We start from the raw sequence: 16,101 nt of genomic DNA, 5'->3' as shown, positions 1-16,101 counted from the left end.
TCAAAAAAACCCCGGTTTGGCCATCCAAACCAGGGCATGTCGTTCACCCATCGAGGGTTCGCATTCAAGGCTGAATGCCTGCCACCGCAGTGCGGGATTTTTCAAGGATGCTGCCCCGGAGAGGTACAAAGCCCAGGGCCGCAGCACCCTCCTGAGTGGAATCTTCCAGCATGTAGTTGAAGACATCCCTCACAGCTTCAGCCTTGGCACCATTGCCCTCGGCATAGGCCAACACCCAGGTGAGTGTTGCGATGGGGTAGGCACCGGCAGCGGAGGGGTTTGGGTTGCTGCCCGCCAGGTACTGATCAAGCTCAATGCCGTTGAGGGCTTTGGCACCAGCCTCCACGGAGGGCGTGAGGAATTCCCCGGATTTGTTCTGCAGCGCAGCAGCCTGCACATTCCCCTTGATGTACGACTGATTCACGTAGCCGATCGCGCCGACCCGGTTGTCGATCACCCCGGCAACGCCCGAGTTGCCCTTGGCACCCACGCCAATCGGCCATTTCACCGATTTGCCGCTGCCGAGGGTCCAATCCGGTGAAAAGGTCTGCAGCGAGTTGGTGAAGGCCTTGGTGGTGCCAGAACCGTCCGAGCGGTGCACCCAGGTGATCGTGCCCACTTCACAGCCGAGCTCCTTCCAATCACTGATGCGGCCGATGGCCACCTCCACAGCCTGTTGCTGGGTGAGCTGAAGCTCGCAACCCGGTTTGTTGTAACCGAAGGCGATCGTTCCCCCCACCATCGGGATCTGAACCACCCCCTGGCTCACCTGCTTGCGGTCAGCATCCTTGATCGGGTCGTCCGAAGCGGCGAAATCCACGGTGCCATCGATGAAGGCTTTGCGGCCGGAACCGGAACCCACCGCCTGGTAGTTCACCTTGATTCCGCCGGAGCCGGCGAGCTCGGCGAACCAGCTCTGATACACCTTGGCGGGGAAGGAGGCCCCCGCCGCATTGAGGCTGGACACACTGGAACTGCCGCCACAGGCGGCGAGGCCAACAGCGAGAACGCTCAGGCTTGAAACAACCAGGGAACGATGTGCCAAAACCGTTTGAGTGATTTGCTCCATCCTCCAGCGTCGTTGATCCAGGCTCAGAGGTGGCTTACACGGTGGGCACGACGGTGGAGGCGACGGTGAGCCGTGTTGCCACCGCATAACAGCGCAGCCAGCGGTTCACCCGTTTGCGGTGGGGGGCGGGAACCTCCTCAATCAACTGGCTGAGTTCATCCGCCCCCATGCGGCGCAGGGCACGCACATCCACATGCCAGAGCGCTTCAGCTTCACGGATCAAACGCGCCCAGGTGCGCACCTGCTGCCATTGACGCAGGCGGGAGCGGATGGGGCGTTGATGGGGATGCAGAAAAGCCGTCATGGCTTCAGCCTGCTGCGTTCAGCAGCACTCTCTGCAAAATCACCCAGACGCTTCGGAGTGCTGAAGCAAATGCGCAGGCTCAGGCGCTGAGGCGATCGGCTTCGAGCTCAACGGGAGCAACCGGAAACTCCAGCTCCGCCACCTCACGATCGCTCAAACGACGGGTCCAGGCCCCCTTGATCGGATCGTTCCAACGGAAACCCGCCGCTTTGGCGAGGTGGCGGTCGTCGAACGACACCCGGGCACGCATCAACTGGCGGGGTTCCAGGCCCCGCTCCAACAGCTGCTCCAGGTCGTCACAGCGAGCGAAGACTTCCGCGATGTAGATGCAATCGCTGAGGGCGCGGTGGGCCGCCCAAACCGGAACGCCGTAGGCCAGGGCCAGGTCCCGCACCGACGGCCGCGAACGCAGCTGACGCTCCGCCGGCCAGCGGATGTCTTCCATGGTGCACAGCCACGGTGTTGCGGTGGCCGGCACAACGCCGAGACCAAACCACTGGCGATCGAAGGCCGCGTTATGGGCCACCAGCAGATCGGCAGCTTCAAGCAGATGCTCAAACCACACCAGCGCCTCCCGCCAGGGCTGGGGCCTGCGGGTGACGGCGGCGGGGATCCGGTTGATCGCCTCTGCCGCGTTGGAGTCCACCGGCAGGAGAAACGATTGCTGGGCCAGCACCGAACGACTCGGCACATCAAACAAAATGCAGCCCACCTCCAGGCATTGGTCCTGCTGCGGATCCAGACCGGAGGTTTCGGTGTCGATGATCAGCAGGGTGGTGGGTGAGGCCTTTGGCGCGTCCTCGGGCTGATCAGCCTTGGCCTCGGGTTCAACGGCTGGCGGAGCAGGCAACGGCGTTGCCGCGGTTTGGGGCTCCGCCTGAGGCCTTGAAAATCCTGCAAGCAAATCGAGCTGTTCAGGCATGGCGCAGTGACTCCTCCCGCCCCTGATTCTCCCGCCCCGGGCAAGGTGCCTGCTGCCTAGGGTTCAACCTCTTCATTTCAATCGAATGGCCCTCGGGATCGGCGACCGGCTCCCCTCCTTCAGCCTGGAGGATCAGAACGGTGACCTTCGCACTCCCGCTTCGGTGCAGGGCCGCTGGCTGGTGCTGTTCTTCTATCCCAAGGACGACACACCCGGCTGCACAGCTGAGGCCTGCAGCTTCCGCGACAACGCAGAGAGCTTTGCTGCCCTCGATGCAGAGGTCTGGGGCGTCAGCGGTGATGACGCCGTCAGCCACCGCCGTTTCGCCACCCGCCACAACCTCACGTTTCCGCTGCTGTGCGACCGCAACAACGCCCTGCGCCGCGAGATGGGTGTGCCGAAAGCCCTTGGTCTGCTGCCCGGTCGCGTCACTTACATCGTTGACGGCGAAGGCGTGATCCGCCACACCTTCAGCAACCTCCTGGATGGCCCGGCCCACGTGCGTGAAGCACAACAGGTGCTGAATCAGCTGCGCGGTTGAGCATGGCCAACTGGCGTCAGCTGGGTGCGATCTGGCAACTGAGGCCGGCCGAACCCACGGGATTGATCGAATTCATCGGCGGCAGCTATCTGGCGGCCACCCCCCCCAGATCAGCTACCGCAGGCTGCTGGAAGAGCTGGCCGCAGACGGGTTGGCCGTGCATGCCTGGGCCTATGTGCCTGGATTTGATCATCAACGTCAGGCCCGCGATGCCTGGAGTGCCTTCCGCTCAGCGCGTCGCCAACTTGAGGAGCGCTGCGGGGCCCTTGCAGCTCCGCTGCGGCTTGGCCACAGCCTGGGTTGCAAGCTTCACCTCCTGGCCCCCGATGGGGGTCGCGGCAGCAGGACTCTGGTGGCCCTGAGCTTCAACAACTTCAACGCAGATCGCTCGATTCCCTTGCTGGGAGAGCTGGCACCAAGGCTCGGGGTGGAAACCGAGTTCAGCCCAAGCCCAGCTGAAACGCTTCGCTTGATCAGCCGCCACTACCAACAGGAGCGGAACCTGGTGGTGCGCTTCGGGCGCGATGAACTGGATCAAAGCGGCGATCTGATCCAGGCCCTGCGAGAACGTCCTTCCGACGCCAGCTCAACCCTGGAGCTGCCCGGCGATCACCTCACCCCAGCCAGTGCAGGACTGCGGCGCAGCTTTCTCGGAGACTGGGCGGATGACCCCAGGCGGGTGGCAGTCATCCGTCAGCTGAGCCGAACCATCGGCCAGGCGATCAGGCCCTGAGGCGATCCAGAACGGAGCGATCTTCCAGGGTGCTGGTGTCGCCACTCACCTCCTGACCCGCCGCCAGTGCCCGCAGGATCCTGCGCATGATCTTGCCGCTGCGGGTCTTGGGCAGGGCTTCACTGCAACGGATCTCATCCGGCCGGGCAATCGGGCCGATTTCCGTTCCCACGTGGGCGCGCAACTCCTTCACCAGGGCGTCATCGCCCTCACGGCCTGCCTCCAGGGTGACGAAGGCCACGATGCCTTCGCCCTTGAGGACGTCGGGCCGACCCACAACGGCCGCCTCCGCCACCGCAGGGTGACTGACGAGCGCTGATTCAATTTCCATCGTGCCGAGACGGTGGCCTGAGACGTTGATCACGTCATCGACGCGGCCCATCACCCAGAAGTAGCCATCGGCATCCCGCCGGGCACCATCCCCGGCGAAATAGAGGTAGGACCCATCGGCAGAACGGATGTGCTCCCAATAGCTCTCGCGGAAGCGTTGGGGGTTGCCATGCACGGTGCGCATCATTCCCGGCCAGGGGGCACGCACCGCCAGGTAGCCGCCTTCATCTGCACCACAGCTGTTGCCTTCCGCATCGATGATGTCGGCCTGAATGCCGGGCAGAGGCAGGGTGGCGGAGCCCGGCTTGGTGGGCGTTGCCCCCGGCAGGGGGCTGATCATCACCCCGCCGGTTTCGGTCTGCCACCAGGTGTCGACGATCGGGCAGCGGTTGCCTCCAATCACGTCGCGATACCACATCCAGGCCTCCGGATTGATCGGTTCGCCAACGGTGCCGAGCAGGCGGAGGCTGCTCATGTCGAACTGATCCGGAACGGAGCGACCGCTCTTCATGAACGCCCGGATGGCGGTGGGAGCCGTGTAGAAGATCGAGATCTTGTGTTTCTGGATCAACTCCCAGAAGGCACCGGGCTTGGACGGTCGCGGCGCACCCTCGTACATCACCGTCGTGGCACCGTTCGACAAGGGGCCGTAGACGATGTAGCTGTGGCCGGTGATCCAACCCACATCGGCCGTACACCAGAAGACGTCCTCATCCCGGATGTCGAAGATCCACTGGAAGGTGAGGTGCGCCCAGAGGTTGTAACCGGCGGTGGTGTGAACAACGCCCTTGGGCTTGCCAGTGGAGCCGGAGGTGTAGAGCACGAACAGGCGGTCCTCGCTGGCCATCGGCTCAGCGGGGCAGTCGGCACTCTGACCCTCCACCAGGTCATGCCACCACTGATCGCGACCGGAGACCATCTCCACGTCCTGCTTGGTGCGCTGCACCACAAGCACGCCGGTCACCGAGGGGCAAGCGCCATTGGCCAGCGCCGCATCCACCGCAGGCTTGAGTGACACCGGCTTGTCCTTGCGGAAGCCGCCATCAGCGGTGATCACCGCTTTTACTTCACCATCGTTGAGCCGATCCCTCAGGGCTTCGGCGGAAAAGCCGCCGAACACCACTGAATGGGGTGCACCGATGCGCGCGCAGGCGAGCATGGCGATCGCCGCCTCAGGCACCATCGGCATGTAGAGCGCCACAAGATCACCCTTGCCGATGCCAATGGCCTTAAGGCCATTGGCGGCTTTGCACACCTCGGCATGCAGTTCCTGGTAAGTGAACCGGCGCACATCCCCCGGTTCTCCTTCCCAGATCAACGCTGTCTTCTGCGCCGTTGGTCCATCGAGATGACGGTCCAGGCAGTTGTAGGAGAGGTTCGTGGTGCCGCCCTCAAACCAGCGCGCGAACGGAGGATTCGACCAATCGAGCACGGTGTGGAAGGGCTCGAACCAATGCAGTTCTCGACGGGCGGCCTCACCCCAGAACGCATCAGGGTCGTTTTTGGCGGCATCGGCCATGGCCCGGTAGGCCTCGAGGCTGCCGATGCGCGCTTTGGCGGCGGTGTCTGCTGGCGGCTCGAACACCCGTTGCTCCTGCAGCACGCTTTCGATGGTGGTGTTGGCGTCGGTCACAGCAGACTGCGCAGTGCTTCTCCTGGAAGGGTAAGGAGCAGGACCCCGCTTGATCCAGGTCCCGTATCAATCCGTCGGACGATGATGCAGTCGATGCGAAAGGATTGAGCTGGGCATCGCCATCCCGGGATGAAACTGCCACCTGCCGCTTGCCTGTTCGATCTGGATGGGCTTCTGCTCGACACCGAGCCGCTGCATGGCCGGGGCTGGTGGGAAACCGCGGCCCACTTCGGCACCCAGCTGAGCGAGGCCCAGTTGATGCAGCTGAAGGGCCGTCGCCGGCTCGACTGTGCGGCCCAGGTGGATGCATGGCTGGCGAAACCGGTGGGCGCGGATGCCCTGTTGGCGGTGCAGCAGCCGATCGTGCGTGCCCTGCTTCCGGATGCTGCCCCGATGCCTGCCGCGCAGGAGCTGGTGGCGCATTGCCACAACCGGGGCATCCCCATGGCACTGGTCACCAGCAGCAGCAGCGAGGCCGTTGCATTCAAAGCAGCCCCCCATCCCTGGCTGGAACTGATCCAGGAACGGGTCCACGGCGACGATCCCGAGCTCGACGCAGGCAAACCCGACCCCGCACCCTTTCGGCTTGCTACCCACCGGTTGGGGCTCAACCCAAGCAACTGCTGGGCCCTGGAGGATTCCCAGGCCGGCAGCCAATCGGCCCTTGGCGCTGGGTGTCAGGTCTGGCTGGTGAGCCCCAAGGGCTCAGACCAACCCGACCTGGAGACCAACCCCTGTGCAATCAACAGCCTGGCTGTTGTGTGGAGGCTATTGGCTTGAAATCGCTGCTCAGTACAGGCGGCTGATGACAAAGTCCGGCAGCTCCATCAAGGCGCGTTGCGCCGCAGACTCCGGCAACCAAGCGATCGATTCCCGGGATTCGCGGGCAAAGGTTTCCGCCAGCTCACGGGTGCGTTCAATTGCCTTGGAGGCCCGCACCATCTCCAGAGCCTTGTCCAGATCACCCGGCTCGGAGAACTGGCGATCGATCAACGGCTGCAGCGATGAATGCTCCTCAAGGGCATAAAAGGTGGGAGCCGTGAGATAGCCGCTAGCGAGATCACTGGCAGCCGGCTTGCCGAGCTGCTGGTCGCTCCCGGTGAAATCGAGGATGTCATCCACCACCTGGAAGGCCAGGCCCAACCGGCGACCGAATTGATAGAGGCTGTCGAGCTGGGAGGGGGGGCAGCCGCTGAGCACGCCTGCAGCACGGCAGCTGTTGGCAATCAGGGATGCCGTTTTGCAGTAGCTCTTTTCGAGGTAGGTCTCAAAGGTTTGGGCCGTGTCGAAGCGGTAGAGGCCCTGCTTCACCTCCCCATCCGCGAGGTCCATGATCACGCGGCTGAGCAGCTTGACCACGTCGAGGTCATCGAGATTGGCAAGGTGCCAGCTGGCCTGAGCGAAGAGGAAGTCGCCGGCAAGAACGGCAACGCGGGCATCGAACCGGCTGTGGACCGTGTCGACCCCGCGCCGGGTGGAGGCTTCATCCACCACATCGTCATGGACGAGCGAGGCGGTGTGGATCATCTCGGTGATCTCGGCCAACCGGCGATGGCGGGGCGAGAGCTCTCCCTCGGCTGACAGGGCCCGGGACAGCAGCAGAACGATGCCCGGACGCAACCGTTTGCCGCCGGCGCTGAACAGGTGCTCCGCAGCGGCCTGGAGGATGGGGTGTCCAGCGCCGATCAGGCTGCGCAGGTCTCCGAGCAGGGTTTCAAGATCGGTCTCTACCGGTTGGAGTAGCTCGGTAACGGTGCTCATGACTCCCCTCGGCGCCGCGATCCTAGTGGTCCCACGCTCAGTCCTGCAGGAGCTCGAGGCTGACGGAAGGCCTCTGGCCCAGCCAGGGGGTGGCGCGCATCGCGAAGCCATCGGGGTCAGCGGTGACACAGAAGCGGCAGCTCTCCAGGGAAAACGGGCTTGGGATCGTGGAGATCCGCGGCGGTGGTCCCAAAACGGCGTCCAATTGACGGGCCACGCCAATGGCCGGGTCAATGATCTGAACCGACTCCGGCAGCAGTTGCCGCAACAGGGGCACCAACAAGGGGTAGTGGGTGCAACCCAGCACGATCGTCTCCACCGAAGCGGCCAGCAGGGGTTCGAGATAAGCCTGGGCCGAGCGGCGCAGGTCTTCACTGTTCATGTCGCCGGCTTCGATCAGCGGAACGAACGCTGGGCAAGCCTGTTCAATCACCACCGACCCGGGGTGAAGGGCTTCGATGCTGGCGCGGTAGGCCGAAGAGGCCACAGTGGCCGGTGTGGCCAACACACCAACGCGGCGGGTTTCGACCATCGCCGCTGCGGCACCAATCAGGCCGATGACGGGTGCCCCGGCCTGCCCCTCGGCCACATCCCTGGCCAAGGCGTTGGTGGTGTTGCAGGCCATCACCACCGTGGTCACGTGCTGGTCCCGCAACCAACCCACCACTTCTGCGGCAATGCGCCGGATGTCATTCGGTTGACGGTTGCCGTAGGGAACCCGGGCCGTGTCACCGAGATAGACACAAGGAACAGACCCATGGCGCTCGAGCACCCGGCGGAGAACCGTCAGACCACCCAGGCCACTGTCGAAAAATCCCAGCAGTTGCGGCGTCATCTCACCTCCTGCTTCAGGTAATTGAGAATGCCGGCCGCCAGGGCCAAGGCCAACCGGCGGCGATGGTCGGCGTTCGCCAGACGCGGCGCATCAATCGCCCCAGTGACAAATCCCATCTCCACCAGGGCCGACGGCATGGTGGTGCGACGGATCACAAAGAATCGACCTCGCCTGACACCGCGATTTGGTGTTCCGGGAGAGACATCCATCATCTGCTGCTGCAGGTAGGAGGCCAGGCGTCCGGAACGGGGGTCGGAGAAGAAGAAGGTCTCGATCCCGTTTACATCCGGACGGTTCATGCTCAGGGCATTGGCATGGATGCTTACAAAGGCGGTTGCCCCGGTTCGATTCGCCAAGGACACCCGCGGCGGCAGGTCCACATCCACCTCCCGTGTGCGGGTCAGCTGAACATCGACGCCACGGGCCTTGAGCAAGTCCGCCACCTGCAGCGACACATCCAAAACCACGTTGGTTTCTCGCAAACCGCCGATGCCGATCGCCCCCTGGTCAGGGCCACCGTGACCGGGATCGATCACAACGCGATATTTGTTACGGGTCACCGTCGGTAGCCCGGAAGGATCGACCGGGGTCCGGGTGGGACGGAATCCACCCGGTGGGAGCCAGGCCGTGGCACGCCCGGTGAGATCGCCTTCGCCGAAATCATCCAACCCGCGGGTGGGCAGGCCAGTGAAGACCAGTTCCCAGCGGTCCGGGGCGGTTCCACGCAGGCGTAGATCGTTGGGGTTGAGATCCACGTCCGGACGGAATTCCACCACCAGACGGGTGGCCCCGGCGCGGGGTTTGCCCAGCCTGATCTCACGGACGGCACCTCGACCGGCCAAACGGCGTGGAAACCTCAGCTCGCCGGGGAAGTCAATCCAGACCCGGGTGCCGCGGCCATCACTGGCCGACTGAAAAAAGGCTTCCAAGCGAGCGTTCCGGCTCGTTCGCAGCTTGAGGACACCCTCCTCGGTGAAAGCCCAGGCCGCAAGGGCACTGGCGGCGCGGGCGGGCAACGCCTGGGTGAAGGCAGTGCACTGCAGGGCTGCGGCCAAAAGCCAGGCCAGCCGTCGGGTCGACGCTGGAGCCATTGCGCTCAGAACAGGGCGGGCTGACGGTGCCGAAGGCTCGGCATCTGACCCCGAACATGACCGAGGTGATTGGTGTTCACCGGAGCAATGGCAGCTCCCGCCTGGACACCCGCATCGGCAAGGACCGTTCCCCAGGGATCAATCACCAGAGCGTGTCCGTGGCTCTGTCGGCGGCCGTGGTGGACTCCGGTCTGCGCCGGAGCAACCACATAGGCCGTGTTCTCAATGGCCCTGGCCTGAAGAAGAACCTGCCAGTGGTCCTTTCCGGTGAAGGCTGTGAATGCCGCAGGAATCATCAGCAGGTCTGCGCCGGCACCGACGAGATGGCGATAGAGCTCAGGAAACCGCACGTCGTAGCAAATAGACAGCCCCACCTTGCAGAGTCCGGGAATCTCAACAACCGGAGGCAAATCACGCCCTGGGTTCACGGTTGCCGACTCGCGGTAGGTGTTGCCGTCCGGCAGGTCGACATCAAACAGATGGATTTTGTCGTAACGGCCCAGGAGCATGCCGTCGCGGTCAACAAGTTCGGCGCGGTTGAGTGTGCGTGATCCATCACCCACTGGAACAGGAAAGCCACCGCCCAGAAGCGCCACCTGGTAGCGGCGCGCCATGGTCACCAGAAAGCGACTGCACTGCTCAGCCAGGGTTGGGGCCAGCTCCAGGCGCCGGCTGTCTTCACCCATGAAGGCGAAATTCTCCGGCAGACCGATCAGTTCAGCTCCACGGCGTGCAGCCAGATCGATCTGTTCTTCAGCCGCGGTGAAGTTGAGCTCCGGATCCTGACCGCTCGTCAGCTGGACAGCAGCCGCCAGGAAGTCGCTCACTTGAATCGATCAGATCAGCTGACTTTACTGAGGTTCAGGCCGCCCGAAGCACCCCGGGTTCGACCTGTGTCGGAACGACACTCAGCTGATCAAGGCCTGCACAGCAACGGAAATCCGCGTCGTGATCGCCCAGGCGAATCAAGCGCTGACCGTGGGTCGCCCTGCGCAGACAGGCCTCAGGATCGGATTGCCACTGACGCCAGAGGGAAACGGCCGCCGTGAGTTCGTCGTTGGCAGCACTGCTCCCGGTGGGATCCAGCTCCAGCAAGCGATGGCCCAAGGCGCCAGCAGCCAGTGAATCCTCCAGGGAATAGGCCCCCTCCCAACCGCTGCCGACGATCGCCAGATGGCTGGGTTGCTTGGCCAGCAAACGCTGGGCCACGGCATCACGGTTCGGCAAGGCGGCCGTCAACAGCAGGGGAACCTCGCGCACACGATCCAAAGCCCGGGTGCCGTTGGTGGTGCTCATGAACAGACGCTTGCCACCCACCTGCTCCGGCGTCACAGCAACAGGTGAATTGCCCAGGTCAAATCCCTCGAGCATCTTCCCCCCGCGTTCACCCAACAGCAGCCGGGTATCTGCGGGCCACGCGTCTGCCGCCGCCCGCAGATCGTCAAGGCTGGCGAAGGCCTGCACTGCCTCAGCACCGTTGTGCAGCGCCCAGGCAATGGTGGTGGTGGCCCGCAGCACGTCAATCACCACCGCCGCATCGGGGCGAAGGTCCTGCGGCATCTCTGCCGGTACATGGAAGTAGGAGATCTGCATGGCCACGCTGAACACCGGCGTGCGACACAGTACCGAGACCGCTTGCGCCGAGACCGTCATCCCATGGCCCTGTTCCAATCCGGTCCGGCCACCCGAGATCTGCGGGGCTTTCTCAAGCTGCTTGAGGACCGGGGCCAGCTGCGACGGATCACGGCTCCGGTGGATCCCGACCTCGAGCTCGCCGCCATCGCCGACCGGGTGCTGAGCCAGGGGGGGCCCGCCCTTCTGTTCGAGAACGTGATCGGCTCCTCGATGCCGGTGGCCGTCAACACCCTCGGCACCGTGGAGCGGGTGGTGTGGAGCATGGGCCTCGAACGGGCAGAGCAGCTGGAGGAGCTGGGGTCTCGGCTGGCCCTGCTTCAACAACCCCGACCGCCCAAGGGCCTGCAGGAAACCAAACAATTCGCCCGGGTCTTCTGGGACCTGGTCAAGGCCAAACCCGATCGGGACCTCACACCCCCCTGCCGGCAGCAGGTGTTCCGCGGCGATGAGGTCAATCTCGACAACATTCCCCTGATCCGGCCCTGGCCCGGCGATGCCGGGGGGGTGATCACGCTTGGGCTGGTGATCACCAAAGATCCCGAAACCGGGGTCCCCAACGTGGGCGTCTACCGGCTTCAGAAGCAGTCGGTGAACACGATGACCGTGCACTGGCTGAGCGTTCGCGGCGGCGCCCGCCACCTGCGCAAAGCCGCCGCCATGGGCAAGAAGCTGGAGGTGGCGGTGGCCATCGGCGTGCATCCGCTGTTGGTGATGGCTGCAGCCACACCGATCCCGGTGCAGCTGAGTGAATGGCTGTTCGCAGGCATCTATGCCGGAGAGGGGGTTCGTCTGGCCCCCTGCAAAACCATCGACCTGCAGGTGCCCAGCCACAGCGAGGTGGTGCTGGAGGGAACGATCACGCCGGGAGAGGTGCTGCCGGATGGTCCCTTCGGGGATCACATGGGGTTCTATGGCGGTGTGGAGGACTCACCTCTGGTGCGCTTCCACTGCATGACCCAACGGCGGGACCCGGTGTTTCTCACCACCTTCAGCGGTCGCCCGCCCAAGGAAGAAGCGATGTTGGCCATCGCGCTGAACCGGATCTACACGCCGATCCTGCGGCAGCAGATTCCGGAAATCACCGACTTCTTCCTGCCGATGGAAGCGCTGAGCTACAAGCTGGCTGTGATCTCGATCGACAAGGCCTATCCGGGGCAGGCCAAGCGGGCGGCCATGGCCTTCTGGAGTGCACTGCCGCAATTCACCTACACCAAATTTGTGGTGGTGGTGGACAGCCACATCAATGTGCGCGACCCGCGCCAGGTGGTGTGGGCCATCGCAGCTCAGGTGGATCCCCAGCGCGACCTGTTCACCCTGGAGAACACACCCTTCGACACCCTGGACTTCGCCAGCGAACAGCTGGGCCTGGGGGGACGACTGGCCATCGATGCCACCACCAAGGTGGGACCGGAGAAGAATCACGAATGGGGGGAACCCCTCAGCCGTCCGGCTGATCTGGAACAACGGGTCAGCGACCGCTGGGCCGAGCTGGGTCTGGAGGACCTCGGCAGCGACGACCCCGACCCCAGCCTGTTCGGCTATGCCCTCGACCGCCTGATTCAGGGCCTGAAGACCGGCCAATAGGATCAGCCCAACGACGTTGCGACCTTGAGCGGCACAGGCCAATCCGACCACCCCCGCGAGCTCAAGGCCGGAGGAAGCCTGCAGGGACGGGTGAAGGTCCCGGGCGATAAATCGATTTCGCACCGATCGCTGCTCTTTGGCGCCATCGCCGAAGGCACCACCACAATCGATGGCCTGCTCCCCGCCGAAGACCCCCTGAGTACGGCCGCCTGCCTGCGGGCCATGGGGGTCACGATCAGCCCGATCACCGACGGCGGCATCGTCACCGTTGAAGGTGTGGGCCTGGATGGATTGCAGGAGCCGGCAGAAGTGCTCGACTGCGGCAATTCCGGCACCACGATGCGACTGATGCTGGGCCTGCTGGCGGGCCGCGACGGTCGCCATTTCGTGCTGGATGGCGACGCCTCCCTGCGACGGCGTCCGATGCGTCGGGTGGGCCAACCCTTGGCCTCAATGGGGGCCGATGTGCGTGGCCGTGACGGGGGCAACCTGGCGCCACTGGCGGTGCAGGGACGCCAGCTGAAAGGAACGGTGATCGGTACGCCCGTGGCCAGTGCTCAGGTGAAATCGGCCCTGCTCCTGGCTGCTCTGACGGCCGAGAGCGCGACCACGGTGATCGAACCGGCCCAGTCCCGCGATCACAGCGAACGGATGCTCAAGGCCTTCGGTGCCGACCTCACGGTGGGTGGCGAAATGGGGCGGCACATCAGCGTGCGTCCCGGCGCCACACTGCGGGGGCAGAACGTGGTTGTTCCTGGCGACATCAGCTCGGCGGCCTTCTGGCTTGTGGCTGGAGCCTTGATTCCGGGAGCCGATCTCACCATCGAGAACGTGGGGCTCAACCCAACACGCACAGGAATCCTCGAGGTGCTGGAGCAGATGGGAGCCCGGATCGAGGTGATCAACCCCCGCGATGTGGCGGGCGAACCGGTGGGCGATCTGCGGGTGACCCACGGTCCCTTGAAGCCTTTCCACTTCGGCGAGGAGATCATGCCCCGCCTCGTGGATGAAGTGCCGATCCTCAGCGTCGCCGCCTGTTTCTGCGAGGGCGAGAGTCGGATCAGCGGAGCCTCTGAACTGCGGGTGAAGGAAACCGATCGACTGGCCGTGATGGCCCGCCAGCTCAAAGCCATGGGGGCCGACATTGATGAACACGAAGACGGCATGACCATCCGCGGTGGTCGCCCGCTGAAGGGAGCCGTGCTTGACAGCGAAACCGATCACCGGGTGGCCATGAGCCTCGGCGTTGCCGCGATGCTCGCCGACGGCAACTCCAGCCTGGCGAGAAGCGAAGCCGCCGCAGTGTCATATCCCTCGTTCTGGGACGAACTTGAACGGCTCCGCTGCTGAGCTCGGTGCGCTCAGCGTCTATCCGACGGCGGATGGCAGCTTCAGCCTGCACAGCGATCACTTCGGCGAGGCCTTTCACAACTCGGCGGGGGCCCTGAATGAGGCCCGGGCGAAGTTCGTCCAACCGGCGGAGCTGCAGCGCTTCACCAACGGCTCTGGATTAAGAGTCCTGGATGTCTGCCTGGGGCTCGGCTACAACACCGCCGCTGTGCTGGAGGCCTTGCCGAGGGCTGACCTTCAGGTGCAGTGGTTTGGGCTTGAGCTGGACCGCCGCCCCTTGGAACAAGCCTTGGAGCAGGAGAGCTTCCAATCCCTCTGGTCAGCCCCTGTGCTGGCCAAGCTCGAAGCCATCCGCGACCATGGCGGCTGGCGGGAGCCCAACAGCTGGCAAGAGCCCAACAGCCAAGGGGTCCAGCTCTGGGGTGATGCCCGATCGATGCTCCGGGAAATTCCCGAGCCCGTTCGCTTTGATCTGGTGCTGTTGGACGCCTTCTCCCCCCAGCGCTGCCCGGAACTGTGGAGCGAGGAATTCCTGGGGGCCCTGGCGCGTCGCTTGGCAACGCAGGGACGGTTGCTGACCTACAGCCGTTCGGCCGCGGTGCGGGCCAGCCTGAAGCGAGCAGGCTTAAGCCTGTATTCCCTCCTGCCAGCCCCGGGTGAGCGGGAAGGGTGGAGCAGCGGCACGTTGGCCACACCCGCAGACTCCGGCTGTCCTCCGAATGGACCCGGCTGGCGCCCCCTCTCGGCGATGGAGTGGGAACACCTGCAGACGCGGGCGGCTGTGCCGTTTCGCGATCCCCAGGGCAACGCCACGGCAGAGGACATCCTTGAGCGCCGCCGCTTTGAGCAGGAGCAGTGCGGCTACGAAGCCACCAATGCCTGGCAAAGACGCTGGCGCAGGGACAGTCCGTCCTGAGCCCGGTAGATTCCGCCCGTCTTCCCCCCGCTCCGCATGCTCGCCGTAGCCGTTCTGGCCGCTGGAAAAGGCACCCGCATGAAGAGCGCACTTCCGAAAGTGCTCCAACCCCTGGCGGGAGCCACCCTGGTGGAACGGGTGCTCGCCAGTGCCGCCAACCTGCAACCGGAACGGCGGCTTCTGATCGTGGGGCATCAGGCTGAACGGGTGGAGCAGCAGCTGGCTCCACTCGGCGGCCTTGAATTCGTGCTGCAGCAACCCCAGAACGGCACAGGCCATGCGGTTCAACAGCTGATTCCATCGCTGCAGGGCTTTGAGGGCGAACTGCTCGTGCTCAATGGCGATGTGCCGCTGCTGAGATGTGAAACGGTGGAGGCATTGGTGCAACAGCACCGGGCCAGCGGCGCTGACGTCACCCTGCTGACGGCTCGGCTCTCGGATCCCACCGGTTATGGGCGGGTGTTCGCCGATCCCAATGGTCAGGTAAGCAGCATCATTGAGCATCGTGATTGCACGGACGAGCAACGCAGCAACAACCTCACCAACGCCGGGATCTACTGCTTCAACTGGAGGGCCCTGGCCGACGTTCTGCCGAAACTCAGCACCGACAACGATCAGGGGGAGCTGTATCTCACCGACACGGTGGCAATGCTGCCCAAGGCCATGCACATGGAGGTGGCCGATGCCGATGAAGTGAACGGCATTAACAACCGGCGGCAACTGGCCCAGTGCGAAGCCCTGCTGCAGCAGCGGTTGCGCCACCACTGGATGGATGAAGGGGTCACCTTTATTGATCCGGACAGTTGCACCCTGAGTGAAGGCTGCAGCTTCGGCCGGGATGTGGTGATCGAACCGCAAACCCATTTCCGCGGCCGCTGCGTGATCGGCGACAACTGCCGGATCGGGCCCGGAAGCCTTGTGGAAGATGCCTCTTTGGGAGCCAACGTCAGTGTGGTGCACTCGGTGGTGCGGGAGGCCAACGTCGGCAACGACGTCGCCATCGGCCCCTTTGCTCACCTCCGGCCGGCCGCCGATGTCGGCGATGGCTGCCGCATCGGCAACTTTGTGGAGGTGAAGAAAAGCCAGCTTGGAGCTGGCACCAAGGTGAACCACCTCAGCTACATCGGCGACGCCACCCTCGGGGAGACCGTCAACGTGGGCGCAGGCACGATCACCGCCAACTACGACGGCGTGAACAAGCACCGCACCGTGATCGGCAGCAACAGCAAAACGGGTGCCAATTCCGTGCTGGTCGCTCCGGTCAACATCGGAGAACGCGCCACCATCGGAGCAGGCTCGACCATCACCAAGGATGTGGCGGATGGCGCCCTGGCGATTGGACGCGCCCGCCAGATGACCAAGGAAGGTTGGGCTGAACGAAAGGTCTAATCCAGCCC

At 64.3% G+C, this 16,101-nt stretch carries 15 protein-coding genes and 1 pseudogene; 7 read left to right on the top strand and 9 right to left on the bottom strand.

What is annotated here, in order from left to right; genetic code table 11:
• Positions 1-64 precede the first annotated feature (64 nt).
• From pstS to SynA1544_RS06035, 3 genes are all read right to left on the bottom strand, one after another.
• A complete protein-coding gene (gene pstS, locus SynA1544_RS06045) occupies positions 65-1,069 on the bottom strand; it encodes a phosphate ABC transporter substrate-binding protein PstS (RefSeq protein ID WP_186515193.1) in 1,005 nt (334 codons plus the stop codon).
• Between the two features lie 34 nt (positions 1,070-1,103).
• On the bottom strand, positions 1,104-1,373 hold the full coding sequence (locus SynA1544_RS06040) for a hypothetical protein (RefSeq protein WP_186515192.1): 270 nt from the start codon (positions 1,371-1,373) through the stop codon (positions 1,104-1,106).
• A gap of 79 nt (positions 1,374-1,452) precedes the next feature.
• The gene (locus SynA1544_RS06035; RefSeq protein WP_186515191.1) at positions 1,453-2,295 is read right to left on the bottom strand and encodes a 3'-5' exonuclease; all 843 of its coding nucleotides are present in this window, start codon (positions 2,293-2,295) and stop codon (positions 1,453-1,455) included.
• 85 nt (positions 2,296-2,380) lie between these two features.
• Here SynA1544_RS06035 and SynA1544_RS06030 point away from each other — a divergent pair, with 85 nt between their 5' ends.
• A complete protein-coding gene (locus SynA1544_RS06030) occupies positions 2,381-2,836 on the top strand; it encodes a peroxiredoxin (RefSeq protein WP_186515190.1) in 456 nt (151 codons plus the stop codon).
• Positions 2,837-2,838: 2 nt separating this feature from the next.
• Positions 2,839-3,569: pseudogene (locus SynA1544_RS06025) on the top strand (DUF1350 family protein).
• On the opposite strand, the gene acs reads toward SynA1544_RS06025, so the two are convergent.
• Positions 3,559-5,532, bottom strand: coding sequence for an acetate--CoA ligase (acs, locus tag SynA1544_RS06020; RefSeq protein WP_186515189.1), 1,974 nt, complete (start codon positions 5,530-5,532; stop codon positions 3,559-3,561). The pseudogene SynA1544_RS06025 and the gene acs sit on opposite strands and share 11 nt — an antisense overlap.
• 129 nt (positions 5,533-5,661) lie before the next feature.
• On the opposite strand from acs, the gene SynA1544_RS06015 reads away from it, so the two are divergent.
• On the top strand, positions 5,662-6,312 hold the full coding sequence (locus tag SynA1544_RS06015) for an HAD family phosphatase (protein WP_186515188.1): 651 nt from the start codon (positions 5,662-5,664) through the stop codon (positions 6,310-6,312).
• Positions 6,313-6,321: 9 nt separating this feature from the next.
• Here the strand turns inward: SynA1544_RS06015 and sds are convergent, their stop codons facing one another.
• Genes sds through SynA1544_RS05990 form a run of 5 tightly spaced genes read right to left on the bottom strand, consistent with a single transcriptional unit; the run spans position 6,322 to position 10,812 of the window.
• Entirely contained in the window at positions 6,322-7,293 is a 972-nt protein-coding gene (sds, locus tag SynA1544_RS06010) for a solanesyl diphosphate synthase (RefSeq protein WP_186515187.1), read from the bottom strand.
• 37 nt (positions 7,294-7,330) lie between these two features.
• Positions 7,331-8,128: a glutamate racemase gene (murI, locus tag SynA1544_RS06005; protein ID WP_186515186.1), complete on the bottom strand. Its 798-nt coding sequence runs from the start codon at positions 8,126-8,128 to the stop codon at positions 7,331-7,333.
• Positions 8,125-9,219 (bottom strand): N-acetylmuramoyl-L-alanine amidase, encoded by a 1,095-nt coding sequence (locus tag SynA1544_RS06000; protein WP_186515185.1) that lies wholly within the window; start codon positions 9,217-9,219, stop codon positions 8,125-8,127. The genes murI and SynA1544_RS06000 overlap by 4 nt, the downstream gene beginning before the upstream one ends.
• 5 nt (positions 9,220-9,224) lie before the next feature.
• Entirely contained in the window at positions 9,225-10,046 is an 822-nt protein-coding gene (locus SynA1544_RS05995) for a carbon-nitrogen hydrolase family protein (protein ID WP_186515184.1), read from the bottom strand.
• A 34-nt stretch (positions 10,047-10,080) separates the two neighbouring features.
• A complete protein-coding gene (locus SynA1544_RS05990) occupies positions 10,081-10,812 on the bottom strand; it encodes a 2-phosphosulfolactate phosphatase family protein (RefSeq protein ID WP_186515477.1) in 732 nt (243 codons plus the stop codon).
• Between the two features lie 63 nt (positions 10,813-10,875).
• Between SynA1544_RS05990 and SynA1544_RS05985 the strand changes: the two genes are divergently transcribed.
• From SynA1544_RS05985 to glmU, 4 genes are read left to right on the top strand one after another with little or no spacing between them, the layout of a single operon-like run.
• Positions 10,876-12,438 carry a UbiD family decarboxylase gene (locus SynA1544_RS05985; protein ID WP_186515183.1) on the top strand — a complete coding sequence of 521 codons (1,563 nt, stop codon included), beginning with the start codon at positions 10,876-10,878 and terminating at the stop codon, positions 12,436-12,438.
• Between the two features lie 24 nt (positions 12,439-12,462).
• Positions 12,463-13,788 carry a 3-phosphoshikimate 1-carboxyvinyltransferase gene (aroA, locus tag SynA1544_RS05980; RefSeq protein ID WP_186515182.1) on the top strand — a complete coding sequence of 442 codons (1,326 nt, stop codon included), beginning with the start codon at positions 12,463-12,465 and terminating at the stop codon, positions 13,786-13,788.
• Positions 13,769-14,704, top strand: a complete 936-nt coding sequence (locus tag SynA1544_RS05975) for a tRNA (5-methylaminomethyl-2-thiouridine)(34)-methyltransferase MnmD (protein WP_186515181.1) — start codon at positions 13,769-13,771, stop codon at positions 14,702-14,704. The genes aroA and SynA1544_RS05975 overlap by 20 nt, the downstream gene beginning before the upstream one ends.
• Before the next feature lie 36 nt (positions 14,705-14,740).
• A complete protein-coding gene (gene glmU / locus SynA1544_RS05970) occupies positions 14,741-16,093 on the top strand; it encodes a bifunctional UDP-N-acetylglucosamine diphosphorylase/glucosamine-1-phosphate N-acetyltransferase GlmU (protein WP_186515180.1) in 1,353 nt (450 codons plus the stop codon).
• The last annotated feature ends 8 nt before the right edge of the window (positions 16,094-16,101 follow it).

Source organism: Synechococcus sp. A15-44, from assembly GCF_014280115.1.
Taxonomy (GTDB): Bacteria; Cyanobacteriota; Cyanobacteriia; order PCC-6307; family Cyanobiaceae; genus Parasynechococcus.
Note: the sequence above shows the minus strand (reverse complement) of the source record. Positions and strands in the feature narration are given on the sequence as shown.

Excerpts from the sequence above, each read along its gene's own strand:
- pstS (WP_186515193.1), bottom strand. The coding sequence starts at position 1,069 with ATGGAGCAAATCACTCAAACGGTTTTGGCACATCGTTCCCTGGTTGTT.
- SynA1544_RS06040 (WP_186515192.1), bottom strand. The coding sequence starts at position 1,373 with ATGACGGCTTTTCTGCATCCCCATCAACGCCCCATCCGCTCCCGCCTG.
- SynA1544_RS06035 (WP_186515191.1), bottom strand. The coding sequence starts at position 2,295 with ATGCCTGAACAGCTCGATTTGCTTGCAGGATTTTCAAGGCCTCAGGCG.
- SynA1544_RS06030 (WP_186515190.1), top strand. The coding sequence starts at position 2,381 with ATGGCCCTCGGGATCGGCGACCGGCTCCCCTCCTTCAGCCTGGAGGAT.
- SynA1544_RS06015 (WP_186515188.1), top strand. The coding sequence starts at position 5,662 with ATGAAACTGCCACCTGCCGCTTGCCTGTTCGATCTGGATGGGCTTCTG.
- sds (WP_186515187.1), bottom strand. The coding sequence starts at position 7,293 with ATGAGCACCGTTACCGAGCTACTCCAACCGGTAGAGACCGATCTTGAA.
- murI (WP_186515186.1), bottom strand. The coding sequence starts at position 8,128 with ATGACGCCGCAACTGCTGGGATTTTTCGACAGTGGCCTGGGTGGTCTG.
- SynA1544_RS06000 (WP_186515185.1), bottom strand. The coding sequence starts at position 9,219 with ATGGCTCCAGCGTCGACCCGACGGCTGGCCTGGCTTTTGGCCGCAGCC.
- SynA1544_RS05990 (WP_186515477.1), bottom strand. The coding sequence starts at position 10,812 with ATGCAGATCTCCTACTTCCATGTACCGGCAGAGATGCCGCAGGACCTT.
- SynA1544_RS05985 (WP_186515183.1), top strand. The coding sequence starts at position 10,876 with ATGGCCCTGTTCCAATCCGGTCCGGCCACCCGAGATCTGCGGGGCTTT.
- glmU (WP_186515180.1), top strand. The coding sequence starts at position 14,741 with ATGCTCGCCGTAGCCGTTCTGGCCGCTGGAAAAGGCACCCGCATGAAG.